Below are 21,437 nucleotides of genomic sequence, written 5' to 3'. Positions count from 1 at the left end.
ATGGATATCGGGCTGCGCCACTTGCAATGCTTTCTGACCCTGGCCGAGGAGCAGCACTTCACCTGGGCCGCCGACCGTCTCGGTATCTCCCAGCCCACCCTCAGCCGGCACATCCAGCGCCTGGAGGGGGTACTGGGCCGGACCCTGGTGGACCGCAGCACCCGCCACCCCCGCCTCACCGCGGACGGGCACCGGCTGCAAGCCGATCTCCAAGTCCTGCTGCCCCAGCTGGAAACGGCGCTCCGGCCCCCCGAGCCACAGTCCTCGCTGCGGCTCGGCTACGCCTGGGGCTATCCCCTCCAGCGCGGCCGCCAAGCGCAGGCCACGCTGGAGGAGCGGCATCTCGTCCTCGTGCAGACCGTACGCCGGGACGACCGCACCGCCGGGCTGCGCGACGGCTCCGTGGACGCGGCCCTGCTCTGGGGAACCGTCCGCGATCCGCGCCTCGTCACCACCGAAATCCTGCGGGAGCCGCACATCGCGGCGGTCGCCCGCAGCTCCACGCTGGCCGTGCGCGACCGTGTCACCTGGCGCGACCTCGGGCGCCGCTGCCTCATCGTCAACACCGTCAGCGGCACGCTCACCGCGCACGACTGGCCGGCCGACGCCACCCCCGAGATCGGCGCGGAAACCTCCAACATCGAGGAGTACCTGCACGCCGTCGCCGCCCGGCGCGGTGTCGGCGTGCTCCCGGTGTCGGTGGCCGCCCAGCACCCGGACCCGGACATCCTGTACCTGCCGCTCACGGGCGCCCCACCGGCCGTCCTCACCTACGCCTACCCCCGCACCAACCCACACCCCTACGCGGCGACCTTCGGCCACGCCCTGCGCCAGTGCCAGGCCGACGAGCGCTCCGTCCGCGTACCGGACCCCCAGCCGAAGGCTTCGGCGGACCGGTAGGGCGTCCATGGCGTCTCGCCCCTCGGCCAGGGCCTGAGGAGCGAGATCTGAGCAACGGCGCATCCTCTCCGGCGAGGAAAGGAGGAGGGACTGGCGTGCTGCATGAGCAGCGGGCCAGACCCCCCTCCTCGTGCCGCGGCCCGGGGCGTCAGAGGCCGAGACCGGTGAAGAACTGGTAGCTCGTGGGGTCCCCGGACATCTGCCAGTTGAAGCCCTGCTCGAAGAAGCAGGCGATCAGGTTGGTGGCGGCGAACAGGGTGATCACGACCAGGGTCACGGTGGCGGCCCTGCGCAGGACCGGCGAGACCTGGGCGGCGTTCAGCGGCTCGGCCCGGGGGGTCAGGAACAGGGCGGCTCCGGCCGCGACGGCGGCCGCCAGGAAGGCGATCAGGGCCCAGGTGTACAGGTGCAGGCCGAACAGGGCGCCGGCGTAACCGGGGTCCGGGGGCACGATGTGCATAAGGACCTGGGCGGCGGAGACGGTGGAGCCGATCAGGGCGGCGACGATGGCCCAGCCCCAGCCGGACGCCCACTCCCCGGTGGTCACCTCGCCCTTGCGGGACCGGGCGATGATCCATGCCGGTCCCACCGCGCTGAGCAGGAAGAACATCCGCTGCAGCAGGCACATGGGGCAGGGGTACTCCCACAGCCCGAACTGGAAGAAGTACGCGCCGCCCAGGGTGGCGCACATGCCGATGACGTAGGCGTGCGCGAACCACAGACCGAGGCGGTTGGAGAGCCGGGCGGGGGTGCCGGCAGTGGTGGGGGTCAGGGTGGTGGTGCTCATGGTGAGGTCTCCTCCTCCGGAGCGCGGGCGCTCAGAGGGCCAGGTGGAAGGTGTGGGTGAGGACATGGGGCAGGAACGCGATCGTGGTGGCGACCAGGGTTCCGGCCCACAGCAGGTTCCGGAACCGGGTCGGCCAGTCGCGGAGCACCGCCATCACACACAAGAAGAGGAGGAGGAAGAGCAGGGTGTACATCGTGTGCCAGCTTCACTGAGTGGGTCGGTTCGTTTCCGGTCCCCACTCTCCGTCCGTGCGCGGGGCGCCGGTAGCGGCATCAGACCAATGCATCCATAGAGCCGTTCTATGACTCGGGAACTCCTGAGCCGGGAGGTGCCGGCCTTGGAGCTACCGACCTCGCGACTCCTGGCCTTGGGGCTCCTGGCCTTGGGCTGTCGGGATTGGGTTGTCGGTCTTGGGGCGGCCGCCTTCGTGAAGCGACGTGCCGGGTGGCCGGCGATGGCGTACAGGGCGCGGGCCGACCCGGCCGGAAGGCGGCCCGAGGGCCAGACGGCGCGAGGGGTCCGGGTCAGGGTGGGGTGCGTTGTGCGCACGGTCTGATGAGGCGACACCTCGCCACGCACTCCATGTGCTGCTCCATCGGGAACAGGTCCGAAAATCGGAACATCTTAAAACCCCAGGTCAGGCGGCACTTACGGGCCCATCCACCTGCCCGAAACCCCCTTTGAGCGTCAAACGAGCGTCAAGCGATTCCGCCTGGCCAGCACCTCAGCACCGGCTGACTACAGACCTCACCTTTGATCGCGACAGGCACGAAGGGCTCACCGTTGCACCGGACAGTCGCTTGAGCACTGCACATAGTTGGGCGGGCACCTGATAGCTGCTCTCGCAGGTGGGCACGGCAGCCTCTCCCTCTGTACGCCCCCACTGTCAGGCCGAACAGGACCCATTCACCTGCGGTCGCCGCCATACGCGTTCGCACCGGCAAGCCCTCCGCCGGAAGTACAGCCTCTCGCACTGGCGCGCCGACGCAATCGATCCAGCTACCAAGTCGTTCTTGGGGCAACCCGGCCGACCTGAGGGTGCTGCCGGAAGCGTCTGGCGAAGGACGTCCCTCGCAGCTCTCGGTGAGCTTCCCCTACGGCAGCCAGCGCGCCGCCTGTTCCCGGGTGATCCGGTCCGCGTCGACCCACCAGTGCCGGGCCTCACTGTCCCACTGGGCCCTGAGCAGGCGCTTGGCCTCATTCCTCTGCTCGTACGGGACGTCGAGGTACAGACGGCCGTCCCGCACAAGGCCCGGGTACACCTTGCCGTCCTGCGCCTCGGCTCGCTGGGCAGACATCTCGGACGCTGGAGCGGTCTCTCTGGCGGGACGCCACAGCCCTCGTGCCGGGCGTTCCATGCGGGTGCGCTCCATCAGCCGCCGTACACGGTCGCAGGAGGCGGGGTCGGTGTAACGCATCATCAGGTCCGTCGGCCCGATGTTCGCGAGCAGGTTCTTCGAGCCGTGCCACAGCACCGAACCGTCCAGAATGAGAACCTTCTCGTGCATACGATCGCGGAACTCGACCCGGCAGCCGACGGCCTCCAGTTGCCCCACCAGCTCCCGGTGCCGCGCCACGCGGGAGGGTTCCTGCTGCTCCTCCGACGGGCGGGTGAAGACCGTGATCTGGAGCCCCTCAGCCGCCTTCGGACCGAGCATCCGGGCCCACCGGCGGACGGGAGGTGCGTCCATGAACGCCGAGTACAGCTCGATGCTGCGCCGTGCTCGCTCCACATCCCAGGCCACCGCCTCCAAGACCTCGCTGTGCTCGAAGAATGCCGGTCGCGCCAGTTCCTCCTCCGACAGGGTGGCCAGCTGGTCCGCGTCGCGGATCGGGATCAGCTGGTCGGCGGAGATGGTCTGCGCGTGCGCCTCCAGATGGTCGACCATCGCCAGTGCCTCGCTGTGCGGGGCCAGGTGCTTACGCAGGAAGGCGACGTCTGCCACGACGACCAGGTGGTCCTGGGCCCGGCTGAGAGCGACGTTCAGGAGGCGGCAGGTCTGCGAGGACAGTCCCGTTCCGCTGTAGAAGAAGCCGGGATCCTTGCCGGCGCCCGCCACCGTGTCGAGGAGCACGACGGGACGCTGGCTGCCCTGGAACCGGTGGACGGTGTCGACCAGGCCGTCGTAGTCCTCCCCGAACCGGTGGGCCAGGCTGCTCTTGAGGGCCTTGACCTGCTCCCGGTACGGGGAGATGACGGCGAGCCGGTCGGTCGCCCGTTCCCCCTCGGGGCTCTCCTGCCACTTGCGTCCGGGCAGGACTCCCTCGTACTGGAGCCCTCGGACCAGTTCGTGGATGACCGCGGCGTGGACGGCGTTCGTCATGTGGGGCTTGCGGCCGCCACCGGGGATTCGGCGGCCGGACGTGTCGATCAGGATCACCGGGGAGTCGATGAGCGGGGCGAACGGCAGGCGGCTGGTGTTGCCGCGCCCCGTCCTGAGCGGCGCGTCCGGATACGCCACTTCGTTGACGACCGCGCAGATCGGCTCCCGCATTCGGTACTGGGTGTCGAGCGCCACCAGGCGAGGGTCCTGGCGCACCCGACCGGAAGGATCGACCAGTCCGGCGGAGTGGAATGCGTCCCGCGCCGTCCACTCGCGGGAATGGGCGCGCTCCTCCTCGCTCGCCTCCCGGTCACCGTCGCCCTTGGTCACGGCGGGCAACTGTCGGAAGTCGCCCGCCACGACCACCCGCTTGCCGGCAAGACCCGCAGCAAACCAGGCCGACGGCAGGTTGACCATCCCGGCCTCATCGATCACCACGACGTCGACTTCGTCAAGCAGTTTCCTCGACTGGACGGCCTTGGCCACGGTCGCTCCGAGCACCCGGCAGTGGGAGCGAACCTCGTCCTGGATCTGCTTGCGTTTCCGCCCGAGTTCGTTAAGTTGCTCCTGAAGTGAGGCAGCGGACTCGGCGACAATCTGTCTGGGCGGGATCCCTACGACTGCGGCAGAGGCCGCGGGGAGGGCTCGACGGGCCTCGGCCGCCTGCTTCTCGCCCGCCGTGCGGCGCCGGGCGGCGCGCGCGACGTCCGCCCTGGCCCGCGTCGCCTCGTCCTCCTCTTGTGCCAGGGCGGACCAGAGGTCACTCAGTTTCGCCGTCCTGCGCTCCGCGAGGAATCCGGTCGGTGACCCCACTTTCTCCATCTTCCGCCGCAACTGCGCGGCCAGGGTGTCCGCGGCCGCGACCATCCTCGCCGCTGCGGCGTGGTCGCGGTCGGCCTCCGCCATCTCCTCTGTGCCGGTGGCCAGATCCGACTCCAGGTCCCGGATTCGGTCGTGCAAGGCCAGCGCCGCCCTCGCGCCCTTGAGCTGGTCGGTCGCCGTGCTGATCTGTCGGTCGATGCTCTCCACGAGCAGGGCGGCAATCCGGGCCGGGTCGACCTGGTCTCCGTAGCGGCTGCGCAGCGACGGCAGGACGATGGTCCCCGCCCGCTGGACGATCCCCTCGGCGAAGCCCTCCTCGTGCTCCAGCAGGGAGCACATCCGCTCAAGGGCCTGGTCCACCGCGACGTTCGTGGGGGCGAGAAAGAGGACCTTGAGTCCTTGGCGGAAACTGCCCTCGACGATGTGACCGACGACGTCCGTCTTCCCGGTGCCGGGCGGTCCCCACAGGAACAGCACCTCGCTGGCGAGGGCCTGCGCGACGGCGTCGCGCTGACGTGGGTTCAGCTGGAGCCCCGCCCAGTTCGCCACCCACTGTCCCGGGTTCTCGGCACGGCCGGTGCGCGGGGTACCCCGGCCGACCAGCCAGCCCGCGTGGTCCGCGTCGACGGGGCTGTCCTGACCGCCGGCCGTCTCCAGGCGCTCGGCCAGCGCGGCCCAGTTCGCGGAGTCGTCCTTGCGGATCTGGATGTTCGCGGGCGCCGCCCCGAGATCGGCCTTCGTCACGAGCCGTACGGTCCCGTCCGGAGCGCGAGACGCCTCGGCCGGGTCCCACGGCTTCCGGGAACGTGACGGCCGGGCGAGGACAGAAGCACCGTCCAGGCTGTCGTGCCAGCTGCGGCACTCGAAGAGATACTCGCGTGTTCCCCCGGATTGTGAGAGAAGCCGCCCCTTGGAAAGAGGGACCTTCACGGCGCCCTCGGCGTCATTCCGGAGTTCGGCGAGGATCTCGGCGCGCACCGCCGTCAGAAGCTCCTCGACGGGATAAGGCCGCCCCGCCCCGGTCATTTGCACCGCTCCCCCAACATTGCCCCACAGGTCCGAAGACCGTACGTGAGTCTGCCGCTGTCGAACGGTGCACTCGACGGCTATGGCCAGTCACCGACCTGTCGCTGGCCGGAATCATTCGCGATCAGCCGTTACCGGTGGCGACTTCGGCAATCCTCGGCCAGGGCACGAGGTTGACCCCGGCTCCACCCTGGAGGTGGCGGCTCAGGTACTGCTCGCGCGGTACGGGCACGCGAAGGCGATCGTGCTCGCACGGTATGTGCCGACGGTGCGCACGGTGCTCAATCCGCTCGCGGGCTGCACTGGGGCCCCGGTGCGGGTGTTCACCGTGTGGCAGATCGCCAGCGGTGTCGTGTGGAGCGTCGGCGCCTGCCCCTGGGCGGCTACGCGCTGGGCTCCTCGATCCAGAACGTGGGCTCATTGGCCGCCGGGACGGGCGCACCCAAGGGCCTGCCCGACTTTGCCTACCGCGGCCGCGCCTCGCCGGTAGGACACCACAGGCGGCCGTTGAAAGACCCACCGGTCACGAGCACAGGGCGGTACACCCAAGGCGTCGCGCCAGCACCGCCCCATAGGGCAGATCGAGTAGCGCAACGCGCTCCACACGATGTACCCGCCCAAGCCCCGAAGGCAGGTCAAACAAGCTCACCGGAACTACAAAATGGCTGGTCAGGCGCCCTTTTCAGCAGGCTCCAGAATCGCCACGCACTCCACATGATGAGTCATCGGAAATATGTCGGCCTGAACGGGTCCCGGAAAACCCCAGGTCAAAGCCGGTCTCTCGGCCCGTCGTTCGTCACGCAGGCGCCCAGAGCGTCAAACCAGCGTCACGACCGGCAAAGGCGAAGCCCCCGACAGGCGCTACCGGCTTCAGAGAGGAAGATCATCGGGAAGCACCCGGAACGCCTTGTAGCGACCCAGCGGGCGCACCGCGCGGAAGTCACGGCGGTCGAGAGTGAGCACGGCGTCAGTGTCGTAGTCGGCGGCGAGGGCCACGTTCACGGCGTCCGCCAGATCCAGGTCGAGGTCGCGGTAGCGGGCACGCACGGACTGGGCAACCCCCAAATGGTCCTCCGTGATCTCGGGGACAGCGACTCGACCGCGCCGCATCCAGTTCCGGATGTCGTCGACCGCGCTGAGCGCAGCTTCGCGACCGAGCTCCCGGGTGGCCACGTGATCGATCTCCGCGAGCAGCAGAGGCGACATCACCAGGAGACCAGCGGCCATGATCGCCTCATTGGAGGCCTCGTGCTCGGAGTGGGTGGAGTCAAGCGCCGCGAGGAGCCCGGACGTGTCCGCGATGACGATGATCACGCGGCGGTTCCGGTCCCGGTCTCACGGCACACGGCGTCGGCTACGGCGTCACGCACCTCGTACTTACTGGGGGTACGACCGGCTCCTTCGAAAGTGCGGGAGAAGAGGGGCTCATCCCAGACACGGTTGGCCATGGCCGCGAGGTGGATGCCCTGGCGGATGATCTCGGCCTCACTGATGCCGCGCCGCTTGGCCGCCTCCTTGATGATGGCGAGGTCCTCGGGGTCGGCGTAGACATTGGTTCGCTTCATCGACATGTACCAATGTTAGCGTATGTACCACAATGATGTATGCCAGTGTCCGCGGACTCCCACGCGATGCATCTCGACCGGGCAGCGGACCCGCCCCACCCAACGCTGTGCCGCAATCTGCCGCTCCTTGTTCCGACCAGGGCCGGCCTTCCCACCTACGCAGGCCGGATCCCGCGACGTGGTCCAGGGGATCAAGTACGCGGCGTTCCGGTTCGAGGCCGACGGCGGTCGCTGTAGAGGCGGTAGCCCGGGAGACCCCTATTGAGGCGAGGTGGGACGCGTTCCAACACCCTCTCCGTACGCGGGTTTTCGATACATGCCGCCAATCAACCCATATTCATCGGTGTTTGCTGCTTGATACGTCATGGGCATCCTGTATGGGTCTGATCGTCGGCGTAGGTGCAACCTTGGGGGGCCGACGGCAAGTGGGGACGCCTGGGCGCGGAAGGGCACGACCGGATCGGTCGCAGACCTCGTCGCCCGGTTCGGCGAGGAGGTCAGGGCCAAGCTGCAAGGGCCCGCAGGGGCCGTCAGCAGCAAGGAAGACAGCCTCACCGCACCGGTGGAGCAACTGCTGCGCGGTATGGCCTCGCGGCAACGCCTTAGCTCATCGCCCACGGTCAGAGCCGTGTCAAGGATCTCGGGATCCGGCCCGACTTCGCCATCGCCTGCGGCGGCAGGACCATAGGGCACGTGGAGCTGAAGCAGCCGGGCTCCGGGGTCGATCCGGAGAAGTGGTCATCGAAGTCCCACGACCGGAAGCAGTGGGAGAAGATCAAGAGGCGCTCAAGTCCGGGCTTCTCCAAGAACTCGCGGGCCGACTGGTGGGGTTGGAGAAACAGACCGGGCCGTACGCGGTCGCCGAACTCAGGGTGCACCACGCCTTCCAGTCCCACGACGCCGATGTCACGCGTCGCCCGCCAAGGCTTCTGGTAGCCGACACGCTTGACGATCCCGCCGTCGAGCACCACTTGGGCTTTATGTACGAGGCGATCGCCCGCCACCGCCGCATGGCAAACAGGATCAAGGCGGACGAGAAGGTCGTGGTGGTCATCGGAAATCCGCCCTACCTTCGGGGTGCGAGACAGTCGGGCGTCGGACGCTGGGTCGCCGAGGGCAACCCGAACGACCGGGGCCCGATCCTCGCCCGCTTCCATCCCGAGGACAACGGGCGCGTCGGGTACGCCCTTGACAATCTCTATGTCTACTTCTGGGCATGGTCGACCTGGAAAGTCTTCGACCAGGTGACGGCCTCAGGAGCGCCGAAGGCCCCGAGCGGGATCGTTGCCCTCATCACCAACTCCGGTTACCTGGACAGCGATGGCGCGGCCGGCATGCGTCACTACCTGCGCGAAGCCGCCGACGAGGGTTGGATCATCGGTCTCTCCCCCGAAGGCCCGTACTCCGACACGCGCACCCGTGTCTTCCAGGGAGTCAAGCGCGAGGTCTGCATCGCTGTCTTCGTCCGCCGGGGTGCGCCAGACACGAGGACCCCAGCGCGGGTGTGGCGACTCGACGTCCCTGCGGGCACACGCGAGGAGAAGTTCAACTGGCTGGAAGGGCTTGGCCTCGACGGCCATCGCGGCGGGACCTCCTGGCAGCTCTGCCCCACAGAGTGGACCGCGCCTTTTCACGTCACGTCCGACTCCGAGTGGTCGGCAATGCCACCGGTGGACGCCCTACTGCCCTGGACGAGCTCCGGCAACAAGAACAACCGCAACTGGCCCGTCTCACCCAGCCGAGACGTCCTGGAGAGCCGTTGGCGCAGGCTCGTCCAAGCCCCAACGGAGAACAAGGCCGCACTGCTGAAAACCACCAGAGACCGCCGTCCGGACAAGCCGGAACCACCACTGCCCGGCCAGCAGGCAAGGGACAGCCTTGCCGTGGAGAGGGAGACGGTGCCGGTCATCGTTCCCTACGGCCGGATGACCTTCGACAGGCAGTACATCATCGCGGACAGGCGAGTGATCGACTTTCCGCGACCGGCCTTGTGGTTCGCCCACAACGACCGACGGCAGATCTACCTCTCCGAGCTTCATACGGAGTCGGGCCGCGCCGGACCAGCGGTGAGCTTCACCGCCCTTCTGCCCGACATGCACCACTTCAAAGGCACCGAAGGCGGCCGCGTCGCCCCTCTCTACCGCCACCCCCACAAGGCTGAACCAAACGTCACCCCTGGCCTGCTGCGGCTGCTCACCAAAACGCACGGCGTGACGGTCACCGCCGAGGACCTCTTCGCGTACATCGCGGGAACAGCCGGCCACAGCGGCTACACCCGACGATTCTCCACAAACCTCGCCGAGCGGGGCACCCGTATCCCCCTGACGCGCGCCCCGGCCCTGTGGGCGGAGGTGGTGGAAGTGGGCAGGCGCACGGTGTGGATCCACACTTACGGCCGGCGCTTCACCTCTCACCACCATGATCGTCTGCCTCGATCGACTCCGAGGCTTCCCCCGGAGGAGCAACCAGAACCCGTCGTCGCGATCGGAGAGGTCGACGGGCTACCGGAGTACATCTCCTACGACGCGCCCACGCGAACCCTCACGATAGGCACCGGCTGCATACGTCCAGTGGCGCCGGCGGTCTGGGACTACCGGATCGGCGGGGTGCAGGTGATCCGCAAGTGGTTCAGCTTCCGCAAACGCAAACCGGACGTGGAGCGGCAGACCCCGTTGAACGACATTCTGCCTCCAACCTGGCCTACCCGGTGGACCATCGACCTGCTGGACCTCATCAACGCGCTCGGGCTCCTCGTAGCCCTCGAACCCCGACAGGCCCGACTCCTGGACGCCGTGAGCAGTGGCCCGCTCATCACCACCGACGACCTCCGGAGCGAGGGCATCCTGCCCGTACCTGCCTACTCGACCAAGGAACCGAAGCCGCCGCGGAGGTCTCGGCGCACCCCTGGACCCGGTCAGGAGAGCCTCGACTTCCCGGACTGACCCCCGCCGGGGCGCTATCGGGCTCTGGCGGTTGCTCAGGACGAGCGTCGTTTGAGCGTCAAGATTCCAAGCTGCGGAGTGGCTCTGCAGGTGGCCTGGCTGCCGCCTCTGCATGTAATCGCAGGTCAGACCACCCTCAATGGAAGAACGCCCACTCGACCCGATGAATCACCGGAAACAGGTCGAGTGGCCGACGGACGCCGCGAACCCGCAGGTCAGTCCTCGTCCTTGACCGGCTCCAGAATCGCCACGCACTCCACATGATGCGTCATCGGAAACAGATCAAACGCCCGCAGAGTCCGCGGCCGGTACCCCGCCTCCGCGAAGTACGCCAGGTCGCGGGCCAGGGCCGCCGGGTCGCAGGCCACGTAGGCGATGCGGCGGGCGCCCAGGGCTGCCAGGTGCTTGACCGTCTGCTTGCCGGCGCCCGCGCGGGGCGGGTCCAGGACGATCAGGTCGGCTTCGGTGATCTTGGTACGGGGCAGGACCTGCTCGACCTTGCCCTGCTCGATGCGGACCCGGGTCAGGTCGGCCAGGTTGTGGCGGGCGTCCTCGACGGCTCGCTTGGAGGACTCGATGCCGAGGACGGCCCCGGTCTCGCCGACGCGCTCCGCGATCGCTCCGGCGAACAGGCCGACGCCGCAGTACAGGTCGAGCGCCATCTCGCCCTTGCGCGGCATCAGGCCCTGCATCACGGCCTTCACCAGGGTGTCCGGTGCCTGCGGGTGGACCTGCCAGAAGCCGCCCATGCCGACGCGGTAGGTGCGGCCGTCCGCGCGCTCGCGGACGAACGCCCGGCCGTGGACGCGGTGCACTCCGCCGTCCTTCTCCTCGACCCGGAGGACCGAGACCGGCTTGTCCAGTTCGACCAGGGGCAGGCGGGCGCCGGGGCGAGGGGTCAGCACCACCTGGCGGTCGTGCGAGCCCGAGGCGGCGATCGCCTCGACCGACGCCAGCGTCGGCCATTCGCGCTTCTCGATGCCCAGCTCCGAGACGCCCGGCGAGGCGATCATGCAGTGGTCGACCGGCTCGACGTCGTGCGAGCGGTGCTTGCGCAGGCCCGCGCGGCCCTCGTCGTCGATCGCGTACTGGACGCGGGTGCGCCACGCCGGGACCTGGCCCGCGGGCAGCTTGTCGCCCTCGGCGGGCATGACCGTGCCGTCCCAGCCGGCCTCCTCGGGGGTCAGACCCGCGAGCCGCTGGAGCTGCTCGGCGATGACCTCGCCCTTGAGGCGGCGCTGGGCGCCGGGCTTGGCGTGCTGCCAGTCGCAGCCGCCGCACTTGCCGGGGCCGGCGAAGGGGCAGGGCGCCTCGACGCGGTCCTTGGACGCTTCGACGATCCGTACCGCGTCCGCGCGCAGGAAGCGCGAGTCCTCCTCGCCCTCGGTGACACGGGCGACGATCTTCTCGCCGGGCAGGGCATGGCGTACGAACAGGACGCGGCCCTCGGCGGTGCGGGCGATGCAGTGGCCGCCGTGCGCGACGGGGCCGACCTCGACCTCGTACTCCTCCCCGACCAGCGACGACAGCGACGGCTCGGGCACCGACGGCTCGGATGCCGACGGCTCGGATGCGTTCTGCTGCATGGGTGGGTGACTCCAGGGTCGCGAGGGGGGTAACGAGGGGGACAAACGGCGGACGGCCGGGCGAACAGCCCACCAGTCTACGTGGGTGTCGCCCGGCCGCCCGCCACAGGCACGGCTCCGGCTCTGGCTCCGGCGCGAGTGCCGCGCCGAACACCCGCCACCGGCACCAGCCCCGCTCAGCTCTTGTTGCTCGGCTCCTTGGGCCGGGACACCGGGCCCCGTCGCACCGAACCCGGCGCGTTCCAGTCCGCCCGCCTGCGGGCCCGCTTCTTGGCGGCCTCGGAGGACTCCAGCTGGTAGGGGACGGAGGTCACCATGACGCCGGGGGTGAAAAGGAGGCGGCCCTTGAGCCGGAGCGCGCTCTGGTTGTGCAGCAGGTGCTCGTACCAGTGGCCGACCACGTACTCCGGGATGTAGACGCTGACCGCGTCGCGCGGGCTCTCCCGGCGCAGGCCCTTGACGTACTCGATCACCGGCCGGGTCACCTCGCGGTACGGCGAGTCGATGATCTTCAGCGGTACGTCGATGCCGCGCCGCTCCCACTCGTCCTTGAGCGCCTTCGTCTCGGCCGCGTCCACGCTGACGCTGAGCGCCTCCAGCTGGTTGGAGTGCAGGAGTTTGGCGTAGGCGAGGGCGCGCAGAGTCGGCTTGTGGATCTTGGAGACGAGGACGACGGAGTGCACGCGCGAGGGGCGCACGTACTCGTCGGGACGTTCCTCGGCGGCCGCGATCTCCTCGGAGACCCGGTCGTAGTGCTTGCGGATCGCGGTCATCGTTCCGTAGAAGATCACCATGCCGAGCAGCGCGACCCAGGCGCCGTGGGTGAACTTCGTCGCGAGGACCACCACGAGCACCAGGCCCGTGAAGAACGCGCCGAACGCGTTGATCGCGCGGGAGCGGATCATGCGGCGGCGCTTGGCCGGGTCGTTCTCGGTAGCCAGGTGGCGGTTCCAGTGGCGGACCATGCCGGTCTGGCTGAGCGTGAACGACACGAAGACGCCGACGATGTACAGCTGGATCAGCCGGGTCGAGTCCGCCCCGTAGATCACGACGAGCAGGACCGCGGCGCCGGCGAGCAGCACGATGCCGTTGGAGAACGCGAGGCGGTCACCGCGGGTGTGCAGCTGGCGGGGCAGGTAGCGGTCCTGGGCGAGGATCGAGCCGAGCAGCGGGAAGCCGTTGTACGCGGTGTTCGCTGCGAGGAACAGGACAAGGGCGGTGGCCGCGGCGAGCACGATGAACAGGAAGCTGCCGTTGCCGAAGACGGCCTCGGCCACCTGGGAGATCACCGGGTTCTGGACGTATCCGGAGCCGAGCGGGGCTCCGTTGTGCAGCAGATCCTCGCCGGGCTTCTCGGCCATCCGTACGTGGGTGGTCATGGCCAGCGCGATGATGCCGCAGAACATGGTGACGGCCAGGCCGCCCATCAGGGCCAGGGTGCTCGCGGCGTTCTTCGACTTGGGCTTGCGGAAGGCGGGGACACCGTTGCTGATGGCCTCGACACCGGTGAGCGCCGCACAGCCGGAGGAGAAGGCGCGGAGCAGCAGGAAGACGAGGGCGAAGCCGGCCAGGCCCTGGTGCTCGGCCCGGACCGTGAAGTCGGCGGTCGGTGCCTTCATGGTGTCGTCGAGGACGAGCCCGCGGTAGGCACCCCAGGCGATCATGATGAAGACGCCGGCGACGAAGACGTATGTCGGGATCGCGAAGAGCTTGCCCGACTCCTTCACGCCGCGCAGGTTCATCAGGGTGAGCAGCACGATCACGGCGACGGCGCACAGCACCTTGTGCTCGACGACGAAGGGGATCGCGGAGCCGAGGTTCTCGATGCCGGAGGCGATCGAGACGGCCACGGTCAGGACGTAGTCGACGAGCAGGGCGGAGGCGACGGTGAGTCCTGCCTTGGGACCGAGGTTGGTGGTGGCGACCTCGTAGTCACCGCCGCCGCTCGGGTAGGCGTGCACGTTCTGCCGGTAGGAGGCGACCACGGTGAACATCAGCACCACGACCGCGACCGCGATCCAGGGACTGAAGTGGTACGCCGACACACCCGCCACGGAGAGCACCAGGAGTACTTCTCCGGGTGCGTACGCAACGGAAGAGAGCGGGTCGGAGGCAAAGACGGGGAGTGCGATGCGCTTGGGGAGGAGCGTTTCTCCCAGCTTGTCGCTGCGCAGCGCCCGGCCGATCAGGATCCGTTTGGGCACGTCGGTCAGTTTGGACACGCAGAGGATCGTAAGCGCTCTGTCTGAATAAGGCCCACCCGGCTCCCGGCAACGGCATTGCGTGATGGGGGCACTGAGTGAGTGCATCCCGGGGCGGGCCGCATAAGCTCATCAGGCGGCAACGTGGATTTCTGTTGCCACGCTGTTGCCCGGCTAGCCGAGAAGGAAGAAGTGAGCAGGGTGTTTGCGCAGGTCATCGGGGCGACCAGGAGTGCGGGGTAAGGGGACGTGCACATCGTCATCATGGGCTGCGGGCGAGTGGGAGCCGCTCTCGCGCAGACCCTGGAACAGCAGGGGCACACGGTCGCGGTGGTCGACCAGGACCCCACGGCCTTCCGCCGGCTGGGTTCGGGCTTCGGCGGGCGCCGGGTCACCGGCGTCGGCTTCGACCAGGACACCCTGCGCGAGGCGGGCATCGAGGAGGCCGGGGCGTTCGCCGCGGTCTCCAGCGGCGACAACTCCAACATCATCGCGGCCCGAGTGGCGCGCGAGATGTTCGGCATCGAGAACGTGGCGGCGCGGATCTACGACCCGCGCCGTGCCGAGGTCTACCAGCGGCTCGGCATCCCGACGGTCGCCACGGTCAGCTGGACCGCCGACCAGATGCTGCGGCGGCTGCTGCCGTCCGGCGCGGAGCCTCTGTGGCGCGACCCGAGCGGTGGCGTGCAGCTGGCCGAGGTGCACACCTCGACGGCCTGGATCGGCCACAAGATCAGCAAGCTGCAGGAGGAGACCGGCGTACGTGTCGCCTTCCTCACCCGGCTGGGCGAAGCGGTGCTTCCGACGTCCCAGACGGTGCTGCAGGAGGGCGACCTGGTGCACGTCATGATGCGTACCGACGAGGTCGAAAAGGTCGAGGCGGCGTGCGCCCAGGGCCCCGAGGAGGGCGGTCACTGATGCGGGTTGCGATTGCCGGGGCCGGCGCGGTGGGCCGTTCCATCGCGGGCGAGCTCCTGGAGAACGGGCACGAGGTGCTCCTCGTCGACAAGGCGCCCACCGCCATCTCGGTGGAGCGGGTGCCGCTGGCGGAGTGGCTGCTCGCGGACGCCTGCGAGATCACCTCGCTCGACGAGGCGGCGCTGCAGCGCTGCAACGTGGTCATCGCGGCCACCGGTGACGACAAGGTGAACCTGGTCGTCTCGCTGCTCGCGAAGACCGAGTACGGGGTGCCGCGGGTGGTGGCCCGGGTCAACAACCCGAAGAACGAGTGGCTGTTCAACGAGTCGTGGGGCGTGGACGTCGCCGTCTCGACGCCGCGTCTGATGTCGGCGCTGGTCGAGGAGGCGGTGAGCGTCGGCGATCTCGTACGCCTGCTGCGCTTCAGCCACGGCGACGCCAACCTGGTTGAGCTGACGCTGCCGCCGGAGTCGGCGCTGGCGGGCACGCAGGTCGGGGACGTGGCCTGGCCCGAGGACACCTCGCTGGTCACGATCATCCGCGGTACACGGGTGCTCACGCCGAGCCAGGAGGAGACCCTGGAGGCGGGCGACGAGCTGCTGTTCGTGGCCGCGCAGGCCCGCGAGGAGCAGCTGGAGGACCTGCTGTCGGTCCGCCGGGAGGACTGACCCACCGCGCATCCGCAGAGACGAAGGGCCCGGAACCGCTACGGTTCCGGGCCCTTCGTCCTGCTATGGCAGGCGGGTTACGCTCCGGCTTCGCCGTGGGCGGCGGCCTTGCGGGCCTTCTCGGCCGCTTCCTCCGCCTCCATCTCGGCGAAGACGTCGATCGGCGCCGGGGCCTTCGCGAGGAAGACCCAGGTGAGCCAGACCGCGAGGAGGAACGGCGGGATCTTCAGGGCGATCAGGACCCAGCCGAGCTGCGAGGTGTTGGCCCACCAGTACAGCGGGAAGAGGATCGCGCACTTGGCGAGCAGGATGAGCCCCCAGGCCCAGCTCGCCTTCGCGTACGCCTTCTTGCGGCCCGGGTTGCGGGTGCGCCAGGACAGGTTCTCCTTGAAGACCGGGCCGAGGATCAGCCCGATCAGCGGCACTCCGCACACGGTGGTCACGATGTACGCGAGCGCCAGGCCGAGCGTGTAGAGCATGCCCGGCAGGTAGAAGTCCTTGGCGTTGCCCGTCATCATCGCGAAGACCACGCCGAAGGCCACGCCGAAGACGCCGCTGAAGGCGTGCTTCATGGTGTCCTTGCGGACCAGGCGGACGACGACGAGCAGCAGCGACACCGCGAGGGCGGCGATCGCCGAGGTGTGCAGGTCCTTGTTGACCGTGAAGATCGTGACGAAGAGCAGTCCCGGCAGGACCGTCTCCACCATGCCGCGCACCCCGCCGAACGCCTCGAAGAGCGCGGCCTCGGTCACGGCTTTCGCGTCGTCGGCGGGCTTGGTGGGCGTGGGGGTGGTGGTCGGCTTGTCGACTGACGTCACCGGCTACTCCTGTCCGAGCGGTCGGAGTTCGTATTTGGGGTTGAACAGGACCCGCCGGCCGTGGCTCATGGAGATCCGGCCCGAAGCGATGAGCTTGCGGCCCGGCTCGATGCCCACGATCGAGCGCCGTCCCAGCCACACCACGTCCAGTGGGGCGGTGCCGTCGAAGAGCTCGGCCTCCAGCGCCGGCACGCCCGCCCGGGGACGCAGGGTGACGGTCCGCAAGGTACCAGTCACTTTGACTATCTGGCGGTCACCGCACTCGGAGATGCGGGTGCACCCCGTGGCCTGCGTGTCCTCCTGCAGTTCCGCGGAGTGCAGATCCTCCTGCGAGGTGGACAGCCGGTCGAGCATCCGGCGGAAGCGCCCCGCGGGCTTCTCGGTACGAAGGTCAGCACTCATACAGAAAGGGTACCGGGGGACACCCTCACGGGATCAAAGCGCGTGGTCGGCAAGGCTTCGGCCGTGGTCGGCGCCGGTCCGGCGGTGGTCGGCGGGCATCAGCGTTCGAAGCGGTAGCCCATGCCCGGCTCGGTGATGAAGTGGCGCGGGTGCGAGGGGTCGAGCTCCAGCTTGCGGCGCAGCTGGGCCATGTAGACCCGCAGGTAGTTGGTCTCGGTGCCGTACGAGGGCCCCCAGACCTCCTGGAGCAGCTGCTTCTGGCTGACCAGGCGGCCGGTGTTGCGCACGAGGACTTCGAGCAGATGCCACTCGGTCGGGGTCAGGCGTACGTCGCGGCCGTCGCGGTTGACCTTCTTGGCGGCCAGGTCGACGGTGAAGCCCTCGGTCTCCACGACCACCACGTCGTCGGCGCCGTCCGCACCGACCGGCTCGGCGCGGCGGACCGCGGCGCGCAGCCGGGCGAGCAGCTCGTCCATGCCGAAGGGCTTGGTGACGTAGTCGTCGGCGCCCGCGTCGAGGGCCTCGACCTTCTCGTCGGAGGTGTGGCGGGCGGAGAGCACCAGGATCGGGACCCGGGTCCAGCCGCGCAGGCCCCGGATGACCTCGACGCCGTCCATGTCGGGCAGGCCGAGGTCGAGGACGACCACGTCGGGGTGGCGGGCGGCGGCGAGCTGGAGGGCGGTCGCGCCGTCGGGGGCCGCGTCCACCTCGTACTTCCGTGCCTTGAGGTTGATCACGAGCGCGCGCACGATCTGCGGCTCGTCCTCGACCACGAGCACCCGGGTCATCTGGGATACCTGCCTTCTGCGTGTACGGCCTGAGCGGTTCGGTTCATGAGGTGACCTGGGCGGAGAGGTCGGCGGGGGCGCGGCCCGGGCCGGGGGCGGCGCGGACGGTGAGCACCATGGTGAGGCCGCCGCCGGGGGTGTCCTCGGCGGCCAGTGTGCCGCCCATCGCCTCGGCGAAGCCCCGGGCGACGGCGAGTCCGAGGCCCACTCCGGCGCCGCGGGGGGCGTCGCCGTAGCGCTGGAAGGGCGCGAAGATGCGGTCCTTGGCGGCGTCGGGGACGCCGGGGCCGCGGTCGGTGACCCGTATCTCGACGCGCTGGGCCATGCCGCTGGCGGCGACCGTGACGGGGGTGCCGGGCGGGCTGTACTTGACGGCGTTCTCGACGACGTTCGCGACGGCTCGCTCCAGGAGGCCGGGGTCGACCTCGACCATGGGCAGGGTTTCGGGGATGTCGAGGACGACACTGTCCTCGGGGACGCCGCCGAGCGCCATGGGCACGACCTCGTCGAGGTCGATCTCGCGGATGAGCGGGGTGACGGTGCCGGTCTGGAGCCGGGACATGTCGAGGAGGTTGCCGACGAGGTGGTCGAGGCGGTCGGCACCGCCCTCGATGCCTTCGAGGAGCTCGGCGCGGTCCTCCTCGGACCATTCGACGTCGTCGGAGCGCAGGGACGTCACCGCTGCCTTGATGGAGGCGAGCGGGGTGCGCAGGTCGTGGCTGACGGCGGCGAGCAGCGCGGTGCGGATGCGGTTGCCCTCCGCCAGCTTGCGTGCCTCCTCGGCCTCCCCCACCAGGCGCTGGCGGTCCAGGACGACGGCTGCCTGGGCGGCGAAGGCGCCGAGTACGCGGCGGTCTTCGGCGGGCAGCACCCGCCCGGACAGCGCGAGCGCCATGTGGTCGCCGACCGGCATGTCCACGTCGGCGTCCTCGGGGCGGGCGACCGGGTGCGGCCCGACGCTGCCCGCGCGCGTCCAGGGCTCGACCTCGCTCACCCGCTCCAGGAGGGCGACCGACTCCATGGCGAAGGTCTCGCGGACCCGCTCCAGGAGCGCGTCCAGGCTGGTCTCGCCGCGCAGCACGCTGCCCGCCAGGAAGGAGAGGATCTCGGATTCGGCGCGCAGCCGGGCAGCCTGGTGGGTGCGGCGGGCCGCGACGTCGACGACGGAGGCCACCGACACGGCCACCAGAACGAAGATGACGATGGCGACGATGTTCTTGGGATCGGCGATCGTGATCTTGTGGACGGGCGGGGTGAAGTAGTAGTTCAGGAGGAACGAGCCGAACCCGGCCGAGGCGAGCGCCGGTACCAGGCCGCCGAGCAGGGCCGCGGCCACCGTCAGCGTCAGGAACAGCAGCATGTCGTTGGCGAGCCCGAGGTCCGCGTCGACGTTGGTGAGCAGCACGGTCAGCAGGGCGGGGCCGATCACGCCGGCCGCCCAGCCCCACACGAGGCGGGCCCGTCCGAGCCGGGCCCCGCGCGCCACGGGGAGGCCGCGGCCCTTGGCGACCTCGTCGTGGGTGACGATGTGGACGTCGAGGTCGGGCCCCGAGTCGCGGGCCACGGTCTGCCCGACGCCGGGGCCGAGGATGTACTGCCAGGCCTTGCGGCGGCTGGAGCCGAGGACGATCTGGGTGGCGTTGACGCCGCGTGCGAAGGCGAGCAGCGAGGCCGGGATGTCGTCGCCTATGACGTGGTGGAAGCTGCCGCCGAGGTCCTCGACGAGGGTGCGCTGGACGGCGAGTTCCTTGGGCGAGGCGGAGGTGAGGCCGTCGCTCCTGGCCACGTACACCGCGAGGATCTCGCTGCCGGAGCCCTTGGCGGCCATCCGGGCGGCCCGGCGGATGAGGGTGCGGCCCTCGGGTCCGCCGGTCAGGCCCACGACGATGCGCTCGCGGGCCTGCCAGGTGGACTTGATGTCGTGCTCGCCGCGGTACTGCTGGAGGTATTCGTCGACCCGGTCGGCGACCCAGAGCAGCGCGAGTTCGCGCAGTGCGGTGAGGTTGCCGGGCCGGAAGTAGTTGGACAGGGCCGCGTCGACCTTGTCGGACTTGTAGATGTTGCCGTGCGCCATGCGGCGGCGCAGCGCCTGGGGCGACATGTCGACGAGCTCGATCTGGTCGGCCCGGCGCACCACCTCGTCGGGCACGGTCTCGCGCTGGCGTACGCCGGTGATCGACTCGACGACGTCGCCGAGGGACTCCAGGTGCTGGATGTTGACCGTGGACACGACGTCGATCCCGGCCGCGAGCAGTTCCTCGACGTCCTGCCAGCGCTTGGTGTTGCGGGCGCCGGGCACATTGGTGTGCGCCAGTTCGTCCACCAGGGCGACGGCGGGGCCGCGCTCCAGGACGGCGTCGACGTCCATCTCGGTGAAGACGCCGCCGCGGTACTCGATCTCGCGCCGCTGGATCTGCTCCAGGCCGTGCAGCATCACCTCGGTGCGCGGCCGGCCGTGGTGCTCGACGAACGCGACGACGCAGTCCGTGCCGCGCTCCACCCGGCGGTGGGCCTCGGAGAGCATCGCGTAGGTCTTGCCGACGCCCGGTGCCGCGCCGAGGTAGATCCGAAGCTTGCCGCGTGCCATGGCCCCATTGTCTTTCAGAATTCAGCTGCGTACGCTGCGTCGACCTTACGGCCAACAATTCCGGCAAATGGGGTGGGGGTAGGGCGGGGGCCGCGTATTGACGCGATTCTGATGCCCCGCCCCCGGGGTCACGGGCCGCTCAGCGAGGGCCGTGGTCGACGAGTTGCCCGTCGGTGAGTTCCAGGACGCGGTCGGCGAGGCCGAGGAGCTGGCTGTCGTGGGTGGCGACCAGGGCGGTGACGCCCTCGCTGCGCACGACGGCGCGCATCAGCTCCATCACCGCGAGGCCGGTTTCGGCGTCGAGCTGTCCGGTGGGCTCGTCGGCGATGAGCAGGGCCGGCCGGTTGGCGAGCGCTCGGGCGATGGCGACACGCTGCTGCTGGCCGCCGGAGAGCTCGCCGGGACGCTGCTTCGCGTGGTCGCCGAGGCCCACGAGGGAGAGCAGCAGCGCGACGCGTTCCTCGCGCTCGCGCGGATCGGCCTTCTTGAGCCGCATCGGGACGCCCACGTTCTCGGCGGCGCTGAGGATGGGGATGAGGCCGAAGGACTGGAAGATGAAGCCGATCCGGTCGCGGCGCAGCTCCAACAGGCCCTGCTCGCCAAGGCCTACGACGTCGGTGCCGTCCACGGTGATGGTGCCCTCGTCGGGCTGGTCGAGCCCGCCGAGGAGGTTGAGCAGGGTGGTCTTGCCGGAGCCCGAGCGCCCTTTGAGGGCGACGAGCTCGCCTCGCGGCACCTCGAAGGAGATCCCGCGCAGCGCGTGCACGGCGGCGGCGCCGGACCCGTACGAGCGGTGGAGGTTGTCGACCCGGACCATCGGCCCCGTCGGCCTCTCCCCCGCGACGGCCGTCCCGCCGCCCTGCCCGCTGGTGCTCTGCGTCATGCCCGTCTCCCCCGTACGTACGTGTGCGCGGCCGGGCGCCAGTATGTGCAGCTTGCACCCGGCCGGGCAATGGATCGTGGGGAGATCTGCCCGCGATGCCCGGCGAGCGGGGGTCACGCGGGCAGAGCGGCAACGGCCGCGCCCGTCAAGTGCCGGGCAGGGACGGTCCGTTGATGTCCGGAACCGTCACCTCCGAGACGCCGATGGGCCGCGCCCCCTG

Annotated in this window: 16 protein-coding genes and 1 pseudogene; 5 read left to right on the top strand and 12 right to left on the bottom strand. The window is 69.6% G+C overall.

What is annotated here, in order from left to right; all coding sequences use genetic code 11:
* The gene (locus tag ACWC2B_RS26155) at positions 1-900 is read left to right on the top strand and encodes a LysR family transcriptional regulator (RefSeq protein ID WP_450720608.1); all 900 of its coding nucleotides are present in this window, start codon (positions 1-3) and stop codon (positions 898-900) included.
* 148 nt (positions 901-1,048) lie between these two features.
* On the opposite strand, the gene ACWC2B_RS26150 is transcribed toward ACWC2B_RS26155, so the two are convergent.
* From ACWC2B_RS26150 to ACWC2B_RS26140, 3 genes are all read right to left on the bottom strand, one after another.
* Positions 1,049-1,687 carry a disulfide bond formation protein B gene (locus ACWC2B_RS26150; RefSeq protein WP_450720606.1) on the bottom strand — a complete coding sequence of 213 codons (639 nt, stop codon included), beginning with the start codon at positions 1,685-1,687 and terminating at the stop codon, positions 1,049-1,051.
* 31 nt (positions 1,688-1,718) lie between these two features.
* Positions 1,719-1,880: a hypothetical protein gene (locus tag ACWC2B_RS26145; RefSeq protein ID WP_450720604.1), complete on the bottom strand. Its 162-nt coding sequence runs from the start codon at positions 1,878-1,880 to the stop codon at positions 1,719-1,721.
* A gap of 901 nt (positions 1,881-2,781) precedes the next feature.
* Positions 2,782-5,577: an AAA domain-containing protein gene (locus ACWC2B_RS26140; protein WP_450720602.1), complete on the bottom strand. Its 2,796-nt coding sequence runs from the start codon at positions 5,575-5,577 to the stop codon at positions 2,782-2,784.
* A gap of 484 nt (positions 5,578-6,061) precedes the next feature.
* On the opposite strand from ACWC2B_RS26140, the pseudogene ACWC2B_RS26135 reads away from it, so the two are divergent.
* A pseudogene (locus ACWC2B_RS26135) lies at positions 6,062-6,273 on the top strand (DedA family protein); the annotation flags it as partial.
* A gap of 456 nt (positions 6,274-6,729) precedes the next feature.
* On the opposite strand, the gene ACWC2B_RS26130 reads toward ACWC2B_RS26135, so the two are convergent.
* Positions 6,730-7,173, bottom strand: a complete 444-nt coding sequence (locus tag ACWC2B_RS26130; protein ID WP_450720600.1) for a PIN domain-containing protein — start codon at positions 7,171-7,173, stop codon at positions 6,730-6,732.
* Positions 7,170-7,430, bottom strand: a complete 261-nt coding sequence (locus ACWC2B_RS26125; protein ID WP_450720598.1) for a ribbon-helix-helix domain-containing protein — start codon at positions 7,428-7,430, stop codon at positions 7,170-7,172. Before ACWC2B_RS26125 ends, ACWC2B_RS26130 begins: the two co-directional genes overlap by 4 nt.
* Before the next feature lie 758 nt (positions 7,431-8,188).
* On the opposite strand from ACWC2B_RS26125, the gene ACWC2B_RS26120 reads away from it, so the two are divergent.
* On the top strand, positions 8,189-10,366 hold the full coding sequence (locus ACWC2B_RS26120; RefSeq protein ID WP_450720596.1) for a type ISP restriction/modification enzyme: 2,178 nt from the start codon (positions 8,189-8,191) through the stop codon (positions 10,364-10,366).
* A 215-nt stretch (positions 10,367-10,581) separates the two neighbouring features.
* On the opposite strand, the gene ACWC2B_RS26115 is transcribed toward ACWC2B_RS26120, so the two are convergent.
* Both ACWC2B_RS26115 and ACWC2B_RS26110 read right to left on the bottom strand, forming a co-directional pair.
* Positions 10,582-11,952: a class I SAM-dependent RNA methyltransferase gene (locus tag ACWC2B_RS26115; RefSeq protein WP_450720595.1), complete on the bottom strand. Its 1,371-nt coding sequence runs from the start codon at positions 11,950-11,952 to the stop codon at positions 10,582-10,584.
* A 176-nt stretch (positions 11,953-12,128) separates the two neighbouring features.
* Positions 12,129-14,174, bottom strand: a complete 2,046-nt coding sequence (locus ACWC2B_RS26110) for an APC family permease (RefSeq protein WP_450720593.1) — start codon at positions 14,172-14,174, stop codon at positions 12,129-12,131.
* Positions 14,175-14,402: 228 nt separating this feature from the next.
* Here ACWC2B_RS26110 and ACWC2B_RS26105 point away from each other — a divergent pair, with 228 nt between their 5' ends.
* Both ACWC2B_RS26105 and ACWC2B_RS26100 read left to right on the top strand, forming a co-directional pair.
* On the top strand, positions 14,403-15,071 hold the full coding sequence (locus ACWC2B_RS26105; RefSeq protein WP_450720591.1) for a potassium channel family protein: 669 nt from the start codon (positions 14,403-14,405) through the stop codon (positions 15,069-15,071).
* Positions 15,071-15,739, top strand: a complete 669-nt coding sequence (locus ACWC2B_RS26100) for a potassium channel family protein (protein ID WP_114039927.1) — start codon at positions 15,071-15,073, stop codon at positions 15,737-15,739. Before ACWC2B_RS26105 ends, ACWC2B_RS26100 begins: the two co-directional genes overlap by 1 nt.
* 77 nt (positions 15,740-15,816) lie before the next feature.
* Here the strand turns inward: ACWC2B_RS26100 and ACWC2B_RS26095 are convergent, their stop codons facing one another.
* The 5 genes from ACWC2B_RS26095 to ACWC2B_RS26075 form a co-directional block, all read right to left on the bottom strand.
* On the bottom strand, positions 15,817-16,557 hold the full coding sequence (locus ACWC2B_RS26095) for a DUF3159 domain-containing protein (protein WP_450720588.1): 741 nt from the start codon (positions 16,555-16,557) through the stop codon (positions 15,817-15,819).
* A gap of 3 nt (positions 16,558-16,560) precedes the next feature.
* Positions 16,561-16,959 carry an OB-fold nucleic acid binding domain-containing protein gene (locus tag ACWC2B_RS26090; RefSeq protein ID WP_450720586.1) on the bottom strand — a complete coding sequence of 133 codons (399 nt, stop codon included), beginning with the start codon at positions 16,957-16,959 and terminating at the stop codon, positions 16,561-16,563.
* 98 nt (positions 16,960-17,057) lie between these two features.
* On the bottom strand, positions 17,058-17,747 hold the full coding sequence (locus ACWC2B_RS26085) for a response regulator (protein WP_450720584.1): 690 nt from the start codon (positions 17,745-17,747) through the stop codon (positions 17,058-17,060).
* A gap of 43 nt (positions 17,748-17,790) precedes the next feature.
* Entirely contained in the window at positions 17,791-20,334 is a 2,544-nt protein-coding gene (locus ACWC2B_RS26080; protein ID WP_450720582.1) for an ATP-binding protein, read from the bottom strand.
* Positions 20,335-20,473: 139 nt separating this feature from the next.
* Positions 20,474-21,217: an ABC transporter ATP-binding protein gene (locus tag ACWC2B_RS26075; RefSeq protein WP_450720580.1), complete on the bottom strand. Its 744-nt coding sequence runs from the start codon at positions 21,215-21,217 to the stop codon at positions 20,474-20,476.
* Positions 21,218-21,437: the final 220 nt, after the last annotated feature.

The sequence above is a fragment of the Streptomyces sp. NPDC001415 genome (genome assembly GCF_053597395.1).
Note: the sequence above shows the minus strand (reverse complement) of the source record. Positions and strands in the feature narration are given on the sequence as shown.